Origin of the sequence: Microcoleus sp. S13_C3, assembly GCF_036700905.1 — a bacterium.
In the GTDB taxonomy this organism is placed as follows: Bacteria; Cyanobacteriota; Cyanobacteriia; order Cyanobacteriales; family Microcoleaceae; genus Microcoleus.
Genome location: NZ_JAUBPT010000223.1, coordinates 1 through 10,657, shown reverse-complemented (window position 1 = coordinate 10,657; position 10,657 = coordinate 1). Strand labels below are relative to the sequence as shown.

The following is a 10,657-nucleotide window of genomic DNA, read 5'->3' as shown; positions in this document are numbered from 1 at the left end:
TTAGTCATTAGTCATTAGTCATTAGTCATTAGTCATTAGTCATTAGTCATTAGTCATTAGTCATTAGTCATTAGTCAGTAGGGCTTTAGGGTGCGGGCTGTGAACCTCATCCCTCAAACGAGTCCTTAGTAGGTGCGGCGCTATCGACAATCTGGTTGGAAGCTCGAAAATCTCACAGCGACATATCCTACAAGATATTAATGCAAAGTGTAAACTGAAACAAAAATTAGGAGTTCCCAATGTTAGATCACAACACTAGCGAATCTGAATTTGAGGCGATCGGCGATTTTCACAGAACCCAAGAATCAGATATTCCCCACTCTGATAGTGGTGACAGCAGACCAACTCAAACCCGCATTCGCATTCGTGTTCCTAAAGAATACCATCAGGAACCTGTGATTTCTAACCTGATTTCTGAATACGGTTTGACGGTGAATTTTAATGCCGCTTTGTTGGGTGTTAAAACTTTAGATGACGGTTGGTTTGACTTGGAACTGAACGGTACAAGTAAACAGATTGAAACGGCTCTGATGTATCTCAATGATTTAGATGTGGAAATCTGGAGCAATTCCAATAATCCCGATGAAGAAACTTGGTAATTAGTGAGTATTGGATGCCCAAATGGAAGAGGAGTTAATATTCTGGACGGTCACGCCAAATTTTCTTTCCTCTTCCCGATCTATTGAGTATAATAGTGTCCATAAATATTAGTCATGAGTCAATCGATTTGAGATTTGAGATTTGAGATTTGAGATTTAAGCATTGGCCCCACGGATAAATTCGGCGGGCAAGTTTCATCGGATGCACGTTTTTTATTTCTGGACGGATGAATCCGGGGGCTTGTATCCTAGATGCTTTAGGTGAGGATTAATCAGTCCTATCTATTCCTGTAAAAGAACTTTTTTAACTTTTGTAGTGAGGAATGCAAGTCCTCATAAAACTCAGAGGACTTGCATTCCTCACTACAAACAAATTTGAGGGCGGTTGGTCGTTAGCGAAGCCCGCCCCTACGGGGGCTACGCCAACGAAGAGGATCGCACATACCGATAATTCAGCAGCCAACAACTACCAAATAACACCAGTTTACAGCTAATAACCGTGACTGATGACTCTTGATTAACAAATATATAGCGGTTCTCCAAAAAGTGAGGTATGCCCTATGCCCTATGCCCTATGCCCTATGCCCTATGCCCTATGCCCTATGCCCTATGCCCATGAGTACCTCATCTTTCTGAGAAAGGTTATAGATAGCCATCCGTTAACTATTCGATTGACAATTTTTATAAAATCTGGTTTTTTCTCCATCTCTGACATATCAATAAACAGCGCGCAAGTCTTCTCCAACATTATTGTTGTACCAGCCGGAACAATATCCCCCTTTAAGACTTCTAAACAATCAAACTAACTCAGTTAGGGCAGGGGAGCATATAAAAAAATTTTTGTCAATATTCCATTTAGGTGAAAGTTAGGTTAGGTGAAATTAGGGGCGATCCTCTTCGTTGGCGTAGCCCCCGTAGGGGCGGGCTTCGCCAACGACTCTCATCCGCGCTGGAAAAAGCTCGATCGTTGCTGCAGTTGGTTTGTGATATGAATTTGATGTGTGCGTGTACCAGGAGAATTTGAACGTGGAAATCTATAAAGAACGGAAACACCAGATAGTTTTTGCTGATTCACAAGTTAAAGATTGTGAAAGTTTAACAGAAACGGTCAATCCCGATACAGAAATTGTTATTCTGAAAGCCGATCGCGACGGCATCGAGCAAATCGCCGAAACACTTAAACAGCGGAAAAACATTGCAGCCGTCCACATTTTGTCTCACGGTGCCGCAGCCAGCTTGCAACTGGGAGCAACAGAACTAAATCTGTGCAACATTGAAAGCTACCGCAATTATTTAGAAACATGGTTTGCTTTGCCAGCAGCCGAAACAAACTCGAACTCTTCAATTACAGCTAAACCCGAAATTCTACTTTACGGTTGCAACGTCGCCGCCACAGAAGCAGGTGTTGCTTTTGTGGAAAGGCTGAGCCAGCTCACCGGGGCAAATATTGCCGCTTCCGATAACTTGACCGGGAATGCGGCACTGGGTGGAGACTGGGTGCTGGAAGTAACTACGGGAAACATAGAGACGGCTTTGGCATTTTCTGCTGAGGCGAGGGAAGCTTACAGTGGTGTACTGGCTGACTTGAACCAAACGACTGGCGACTTTAACGGACTGGTAAATGCCATCAATGTTGCCAACATCAACAGCGGCAGTGACACGATTACTCTCACTGCCGATATTACCCTCGCAGGGCAATTGCCGAGAATTACCGACACCACCACTATTGTTGGCGGTGGTTTCAAGATCAGCGGCAATAACAACCGTGCCTTCGTAGTTGATAACACAACATTTAACATCTCAAACCTCACCATTGATTCCGCAAAAGCAGTAGGCAACGCAGGAACCACCGGTGGTGGTGGCGCTGCAGGCTTAGGTGGCGCACTTTTTATCAACAACGGTACAGTCACAGTTGACAGAGTTACTTTTTCTAATAACTCTGCCGTTGGCGGTGCAGGTGTGGCTGGGAATGGTGGCAAGGGTGGTAGCGCGGATTTGGCTACTGTCTTTGGAGGCACAGCAGGGACAAATGGTAGAAATGGTAGAAATGGTCTAGCAAGTAATGGCGCTGCCGGTGGGGTTGGCGAAGATGGCGAGGCTGGCGGTACTGGTAATGCTGGCGGTACTGGCGGTATTGGCGGTATTGGCGGTACTGGTGTTGGCGGCACAAACGGTGGTGCTGGTGGTATTGGTGGTGCTGGTGGTGCTGGTAGCGTTGTCGGTAGTGGCGGCGGTGGTGGTGGTGCCGGTGGCCTTGGCGGTCCTGCTGGTACTGGTACTCAAGGTAATGGTGGCAATGGCGGTGCTGGCGGTGCTGGCACCTTTGGTGGTGGCGGTGGTGCTGGCGGTAATTTTGGTACAGGTGCGGCGGCTGGTGCTATCGGCGCAGGAGGCATTGGCGGCTTCGGCGGCGGTGGCGGTAGTGGCAATGCTGCAAGCGCAGGAGGCACTTTTGGCGGTGCAGGTGCTATTGGCTTTGGTGGCGGCGGTGCAGGTTTAGGCGGCGCGATTTTTGTTGGCGGTGGCAATTTGACCATGACCAACAGCACCTTATATAGCAACACAGTTACGGGTGGCAATGCTGGTAATGTTGCCGCAGGTGCCGGTCAAGCTGCTGGTGGTGCGATTTTTGTCAACTTAGGTGCTACCGCTACTCTGACCAATAATACGATCGCCTATAACACTTCCACAGCAGCCACAGTTGGCATACCGGCTAGTCTGATTGCTAGTGCCGGAGGAATTTACAACAACGGCGGTACAGTTACAGTCAAAAACACGATCGTTGCTGGCAACGTTGCTACTACCGACACTGATGTTACAGGGACATTCACAGGAAATAACAACCTGATTGGGGTTCTCGGCACTAGCACTGGTTTCGCAGGTCAGGCATTAGCGGTTCCTTTGGCAAATGTATTAGCCCCAGTCGCCTCTGCCGGACTTAACGGTGCAACTACCGGCCCGTTCACCCTGGCCCTAGTTGATAACAGCCCGGTCACAACTAGCAGCAACCCTGCAATTGGTGGGGGCGACCCGACAATAACGGCAGTGGGCGCTACAGCTTTTGACCAACGAGGTACTGGCTTTCCTCGAAAAATTGACAATACTCTTGTCAGCAAACCGAATATTGACATCGGTGCTTACGAGTACGGGCCAGTGGTCAGGGGTCAGAAATTCAACGACGTTAACGGTGACGGCGTTCAGCAGGCGGCCACTGAACCAGGTCTCCCCGGCTGGGTGATTTCTGTAGGCACAAAAAACGCTACCACCGCAGCCGACGGCACCTACACGATCCCGGACGTAAAAACAGCTACTCCGATTACAGAAGCCCCGCCCGCTGGAACGCCTGCGACCGATTGGGTACAGACTCTCGGCCCGACTCCCGCTTCTACAGGTGTAATTGATGTTACTGGTGCCAACTTTGGCAACTTCAAAAAAACATCGATCGCGGGCAAAACCTACACCGACCTCGCGGGCAACGGCTTCACGCCCGATGACACCACATTAAACGGCGTCACGGTCACTTTATACAAAGACACCAACGCCAACGGCACGCTACAAGTCGGCACAGATACGGTTGTCGGCACTGCCCAAACCACTGCGGGAGCCGGAGATTACACATTCTCGGATATCGGCCCCGGCAATTACCTGATACAAGCCACTGCCCCAGCCAACTCCAGCATCTCTTTCCCCGCTGCCGCAATTCTCGTTAGTGCCCAAAGCGGTACTCCCGTCACCGGTCAAAACTTTGGCGTTTTCCAAAACATCACCGTCAGCGGTACCAAATTCACCGACATCACCGGCAACGGCTTCTCTGCTGACGACACCCCCCTCAACGGCACTACCGTTCGCTTGTTCAAAGATACTAACGATAATAGCACTTTAGATAGCGGTGATGCGGAAATCGCATCTCAAGTTACCGGGACAGCGCCAGCAGCGGCTGGAACGTATAGCTTTCCCAACGTCGGATCGGGTCGGCACTTTGTGAGAGAAGACGTGCCGACTGGTTTCTCACAAACCGCCGGCCCGACTTTTTATCCAATTAACCCGGTCAGCGGCACAAACATTACGGCTCAAAACTTCGGCAACTTCCAGTTGGGCAAAATCAGCGGGATTAAATTTAACGATCTCAACAAAAATGGCACTCAAGATTTGCCAGCAGAACCACCCCTAGGAGGCTGGACAATCTACCTGGATGCCAACAACAACGGCGTGCAAGACCCAGTAGCCGCCGAAACTGGCACCAACGCTACCGTCACCGATGTCGCCGGTAAGTACCAGTTCACCAACTTGCCAGCCGGCACTTATACAGTGCGGGAAGTGCCACAAACAGGCTGGACGCAAACTGTGCCCCCCGTCAACCCAGCTACGCCTACTCTTCCCGGCGGGTTTACGATCGCCGTCACCAGCGGCACAGATTCCCAAAACAACAATTTCGGCAACTTCAGACCCAACTCGATTAGTGGTCTGAAGTTCAATGACCTCAACAACAACGGGGTACAAGATACGGGGGAACTAGGGCTTGCCAACTGGCAATTCTTCCTCGATACCAACGATAACGGCACTCTTGACACCGGGGAACCGAACACCCTCACCGATGCCGCCGGCAGCTACAAATTCCCCGACTTGCCAGCAGGAACCTACAAGGTGCGGGAAGTCTTGCAGCCTACTTGGACGCAAACTACCCCCGACCCGGCCGACATCACTGTCACCAGCGGTCAAGACATCGCTAATATCAACTTCGGCAACTTCCAGCCGGCCACTATCAGCGGTCAAAAATTCAATGACCTCAACAACAACGGCATTAAGGATGCCGGAGAATTGGGGCTAGCTAACTGGCAAATATTCCTCGACAGTATCACTCCGGATGGATTGTTTCAGCAGGGCGAACCCACTACCATCACCGATGCCACGGGCAACTACACTCTTAAGGACATACCCGCAGGTACTTTCCAGGTAAGGGAAGTCCAGCAAAACGGCTGGACGCAGACGACCCCCAACCCCGCCCCCTTTGCGGTTAAGAGTGGAGATAACATCACGGGCATTGACTTCGGCAACTTTCTGCCCCAACCCGGGGCGATCCGAGGTCTGAAGTTCCAAGACACCAACAACAATGGCACTCAGGATGCTGGAGAACCGGGTTTACCCAATTTCCAAATTCAGTTAACCAATGTCGTAGCTGGAACTGCTCCTGTTACTACTACCACAGACAACACTGGCAACTACCTGTTCGCGAACCTAACGCCGGGAACCTACCGCGTCAGGGAAGTCAACCAAACTGGGTTTACCCAAAGCACACCCGAACCCGCCGACATCGCCCTAACTTCAGGCGCTATTGTCACCGGCATCAACTTCGGCAACTTCCCAGCGCCGACGCCGACTCCGACGCCGACTCCGACTCCGACTCCGACTCCGCCGCCAGTGCCACTGCCACCTGTACCGACGCCGACGCCTGCACCGACGCCGACACCGACGCCTGCACCGACGCCGACACCGACGCCGACACCTGCACCTGCGCCGACGCCGACACCTGCACCTGCACCGACGCCGACGCCTGCACCTGCACCGACGCCGACACCTGCACCTGTACCGACAGATTTGGTTTGCCCTGAGAACTTCCCCAGGATCGCTACTCCCAATGAGGCCGGCACTCCTTCAGCGGGTAATGTGATCAATGGCCCTAACGGCGACGATACGATCGTGGGTAGTGCCGGCAGTGACTCTATCTTCGGGTTGAGCGGCAACGATTTGATCTTTGGTCGAGGGGGCGGCGACTACATCAATGGCAATATAGCCAACGATACTCTCTACGGAGGCATCGATAGCGATACTCTCTTCGGTGGTAAAGGGTTTGACCTGATTTTTGGCGATCGCGGTAACGATACGATTTATGGCAATCGTGGCAACGACTCTCTTTCTGGCGACGAAGGCAATGACGTATTGTACGGGGGCAAAGCCGATGACGTAATTTTGGGAGGCGCTGGCGACGACGTGCTAATTGGCGATCAAGGCAATGACACTCTCTGCGGCGGCCAGGGTAACAATACCTTAATTGGCGGCAGCGGCGATGATTTGCTCTTTGCTGACACCGGCGATGATTTGCTCTTTGGCGGCATTGGCAGCGATACCCTCGTCGGCGGCATTGGCAGCAATGGCTTTGTCTTGTCAGCGGGGGGAGGAATTGACACGATTTTCAACTTCACCGCAGGAGTTGATTCGATCAAGTTGGTGGGAGGCTTGGACTTCAATCAACTGTCATTAACCGAAACTAACGGCTCGACGGCGATCGCGATCGCCAACAGCGACCAGATTTTGGCTATACTCAGGGGCGTACAGCCGAGCCAGTTATCGGCTCAGAGTTTTAGCTTGCTGGTTTAGTCCGCAGATCAAACTCGGCAGTTAGAACCGAGCATACACTTGCCTGCTGTCCCAACAGAGAGGGACTAGGGGGAAGCACAACCTCTAAGCATGGGTTTCGAGGATCTGCCAAAGAAGGGGAATGAATTCCGTTCCCCTTCTTTTGTCAAATTTGTTCGAGATACTTCAGCAAGTCGGCCATTTCTTGCGGACTCGGTTGAAACTGCGGCATTGGTGGGGTTTGCCCGCTGGTGACTTGCCGGATCAGATCGAATTCGGATTTGCGCTCGGAAACTCCGTGCAAGTTGGGCCCGACTTGACTGTCTGAAACGGATATGTGACAACCCGCACAGTTCATTTGAAAGATGGCGGAACCCTGAAACGGGTTGCCCGTGAGGGATAGTACGCTTTTGACGTAAGGATCGGCGACTTGAAATTGACGAATTGCGAGCGCCGCCAACATGATGGCAAGCAACACCGCTAGCGCAAATAGGGCAAGTCGCTCGATCGGGTTTTTAATTTCATTCCTGGCAAGTTGGTTATTCAAAGGAGTTCAATTAAAAATAGTATCTACAAGAAAATTTATTTCTCATAACATAGCTTAATCGTTCGCAGCGGGGAGAGCAAGATCTAATACTCCCGGAAGGGCGCTTTTTGGAAAATTCATCTGTGTAAGTGCTGGTAATATTAAAAATAGGTTGTTAAATCTTAACGTTAAGGAGATCTCATGGTAGAACCGCTGCTTTCAGGTATTGTTCTGGGTCTAATCTTTGTTACTCTGGCGGGGCTGTTTTTTGCTGCTTATCAGCAGTACAAGCGCGGCGATCAGTTGGGTATCAATAAGTAAAAGGGGTCTACAGTCCCTAACTCAGCCTGTCAGGGGGAGGGGGAATGGGGAATTGGGAATTGGGCATGGGGCATGGGGCATGGGGCATTGGTCATTAAATCGGCCTACTTACTTCTTCCCTCTTCCCTCTTCCCTCTTCCTTCTTCCTTCCGTTACATCCGTTACCGAATCCGTTGCCGAACTTCCCTCTTCCTTCTTCTCGACATCCGTTACATCCGTTACATCCGTTACATCCGTTGCCGAACTTCCTTCGTTAAAGATATCGATCGAGAATAGCGGCAGTTTCCAAGCCTGTTTTTTCCCAGCTAAATTGTTTTGCCCTAGCCAAACCGAGATCCCGTAAGTGCGATCGAACTTTGGCATCGACTGCAAGCTCTTGCATAGCAGAGGCAATTTCCTCGACGCTGTAGGGGTTGACTAATAAGGCGCCGTCCCCCGCCACTTCGGGCATTGAAGACAGGTTAGATGTGATGACAGGAGTGCCGCAGCCCATTGCTTCGAGCACGGGGAGGCCGAATCCTTCCCAAAGACTGGGGAAAACCAGGGCGATCGCTTGGTTGATGACTTTGGGCAAGTCGGCGGCGGGGAGGTAATCTAGGAATTTTACTCGATCGACCAATCCCAATTCTTGAACCTGCGCCTTCAACAGCGGCGTATAGCGTTTGTCTTCCGAACCTGCTATCCACAATTCGTACTCGGAATTATGATGCAAAGCAGCAAAGGCTGCTACAACACGCTGCACGTTTTTATAAGGATTGTGGCGGCCGATATAAAGAAAATAATTGCTTGTTGGTAAGTCTAGAAAACGGAAAAAACTGGTATCATATCCAGGGAAAATGGGCGTAATTAAATTAGTAGGAATCTTGCAAAAATTAGCGATATCTTTGGCAGTTGATTCCGAGTCACAGATGACGTGTTGAGCCTGCCGCAGCACTTGGGGAATGTAATAGCGGTGGTAAGGTGTCAGAGGATCGAAGCGACGGGGAAATCGCAGCGCTATCAAGTCATGTACTGTAATTATATAGCGGCAACCTGCAAATAGAGGAGCTTCGGGAATTGGGGAAAATAATAGGTTAGATTTTAGCTGTTTGTAAATTTTGGGGAGTTTGGTTTGTGTCCACAGCAATCGGTTGATGTGTCCTTTTGTTCCTTGTTCTGGTGTTAGGTTTGCGGGGATTTGGTAGCAGTTGTTATTGGGAATTTTTTCTGCTGTTAGTAATGTTGGGTTGAGAGATTTTAGGTGGGGAAATAGGTTTTTGGCGTAGATGGCTAAGCCGGTTGGTTTGGAAATTAGGAAGGAGAGGTTGATGAGCAGGTTGGATTGGGGATTGGGCATGGGATAATATGTAGATTGCGGTTTTGGGCTGGAATTTTTTTTATTTAACCTGAGATATTGCACCATTCTCAATTAGCTTTTTAGGAACAGGCTTTCCGGCCTGTTCCACAAAAGATAAATTTTCTTGTGGAACAGGCCGGAAAGCCTGTTGCTGACAATGCTGCAAGATGTGAGTTTAACCGCAGAGGGCGCAGAGGACGCAGAGAGGAGAAAGGAAGAGAGGGAAGATTTAAAGGTATTTTTGTAAGATGTTGGCTGTTGCTTTTCCGGTTTTGTGCCAGCTAAATTGAGATGATCTGGCTAAACTAGCAGTTTTTAAGTTCGATCGCACTTGTGAATCTGTGGCTACTGTTTGCATGGCTTCGGCTATTTCTCCGACGTTGTAAGGATTGACTAATAATCCGGCATCTCCGGCTACTTCTGGCATCGATGACAGGTTGGATGTGATGACGGGTGTGCCGCAAGCCATTGCTTCTAAAATTGGTAAGCCGAATCCTTCCCAAAGTGTAGGGAAAACTAGGGCGATCGCCTGATTCATCAGTACGGGCAATTGAGAATAGGGAACGTAACCGAGAAACTTTACCAAAGATTGTAAACCTAATTCTTCAACTTGTGCTGTCAACTGCGGCGTGTAGGCATTGGGAGGCCCAGCTAGCCACAATTCGTAATTTGCGCGATCGGGCAAACTCGCAAATGCAGCAATTAATCTTTCCAAGTTTTTGTAAGGATCGTGTCTGCCGGTATAAAGAAAATAATTTTTGGCTGGCAAGTCGAGATATCTAAAATTAATATTATCGCAAGCTAGGGGAATTGCGCTCATTTTCTTAGACGGAATATGGAAAAATTTAGCAACATCTGCCGCCGTTGCTTGAGAATCGCAAATAATGTGTTCTGCTTGCCGCAAAACCTGCGGTATGTAGTACCGAAAATAAGCTGTTAATCGAGAAAACCGTTGGGGAAATCGCAAAGGAATTAAATCGTGAACTGTGACGATGTAGCGGCATCCGGAATACAAAGGTGCTTCGGGAATGGGGGAAAATATCAGGCTGGAATGCAATTTTTTGTAAATTTTAGGTAACTCAAATTGAGTCCACAGCAGCCTGTTAATTTGTCCTTTCGGCCCTCGAGCCGGTGTCAGAGTTTCGGGGATTTGATAGCAAGTATAATTTTCAATTTGCTGGGAAGTCAGTAATGTTGGTTCTAGCTGTTGCTGTTCTGGGAAAATATTAGCGGCATAAGTCCCGATTCCAGTTGGTTCGGGTGTTAAGAAGGACAAATTGATTAACAGTGAATTAGACATGATTTTATAGAACAGAATTTATCCCAATTGTAGGGGCGGGTTTTACCAACAATAATTGCCTCAAACCCATAATCTCCTAAACCCGCCCCCACCCAACCAAAATTTATCCCAATTGTAGGGGCGGGTTTTACCAACAATAATTGACTCAAACCCATAATCTCCTAAACCCGCCCCCACCCAACCAAAATTTATCCCAATTGTAGGGGCGGGTTTTACCAACA

Annotated in this window: 6 protein-coding genes; 3 read left to right on the top strand and 3 right to left on the bottom strand. The window is 49.5% G+C overall.

Annotated elements, in window-relative coordinates; translation table 11 throughout:
- Window positions 1-239 precede the first annotated feature (239 nt).
- Window positions 240-599 (top strand): NIL domain-containing protein, encoded by a 360-nt coding sequence (locus tag QUA16_RS33790; protein ID WP_333106048.1) that lies wholly within the window; start codon window positions 240-242, stop codon window positions 597-599.
- A gap of 1,026 nt (window positions 600-1,625) precedes the next feature.
- On the top strand, window positions 1,626-6,974 hold the full coding sequence (locus tag QUA16_RS33785) for a DUF4347 domain-containing protein (RefSeq protein ID WP_333106049.1): 5,349 nt from the start codon (window positions 1,626-1,628) through the stop codon (window positions 6,972-6,974).
- Between the two features lie 145 nt (window positions 6,975-7,119).
- Here the strand turns inward: QUA16_RS33785 and QUA16_RS33780 are convergent, their stop codons facing one another.
- Window positions 7,120-7,500 carry a cytochrome c gene (locus tag QUA16_RS33780; protein ID WP_333106050.1) on the bottom strand — a complete coding sequence of 127 codons (381 nt, stop codon included), beginning with the start codon at window positions 7,498-7,500 and terminating at the stop codon, window positions 7,120-7,122.
- A 180-nt stretch (window positions 7,501-7,680) separates the two neighbouring features.
- Between QUA16_RS33780 and petG the strand changes: the two genes are divergently transcribed.
- Complete coding sequence (gene petG, locus QUA16_RS33775; protein WP_006632329.1) at window positions 7,681-7,800, top strand: cytochrome b6-f complex subunit V; 120 nt, start codon at window positions 7,681-7,683, stop codon at window positions 7,798-7,800.
- Between the two features lie 253 nt (window positions 7,801-8,053).
- Here petG and QUA16_RS33770 read toward each other — a convergent pair whose 3' ends face one another.
- Both QUA16_RS33770 and QUA16_RS33765 read right to left on the bottom strand, forming a co-directional pair.
- Window positions 8,054-9,136 carry a glycosyltransferase family 1 protein gene (locus tag QUA16_RS33770; RefSeq protein ID WP_333106052.1) on the bottom strand — a complete coding sequence of 361 codons (1,083 nt, stop codon included), beginning with the start codon at window positions 9,134-9,136 and terminating at the stop codon, window positions 8,054-8,056.
- Window positions 9,137-9,365: 229 nt separating this feature from the next.
- Window positions 9,366-10,436, bottom strand: coding sequence for a glycosyltransferase family 1 protein (locus QUA16_RS33765; protein ID WP_333106053.1), 1,071 nt, complete (start codon window positions 10,434-10,436; stop codon window positions 9,366-9,368).
- Window positions 10,437-10,657: the final 221 nt, after the last annotated feature.

What these genes read in the sequence shown, in the direction of transcription:
- QUA16_RS33790 (WP_333106048.1), top strand. Translation starts at nt 240, where the DNA reads ATGTTAGATCACAACACTAGCGAATCTGAATTTGAGGCGATCGGCGAT.
- QUA16_RS33765 (WP_333106053.1), bottom strand. Translation starts at nt 10,436, where the DNA reads ATGTCTAATTCACTGTTAATCAATTTGTCCTTCTTAACACCCGAACCA.
- QUA16_RS33770 (WP_333106052.1), bottom strand. Translation starts at nt 9,136, where the DNA reads ATGCCCAATCCCCAATCCAACCTGCTCATCAACCTCTCCTTCCTAATT.
- petG (WP_006632329.1), top strand. Translation starts at nt 7,681, where the DNA reads ATGGTAGAACCGCTGCTTTCAGGTATTGTTCTGGGTCTAATCTTTGTT.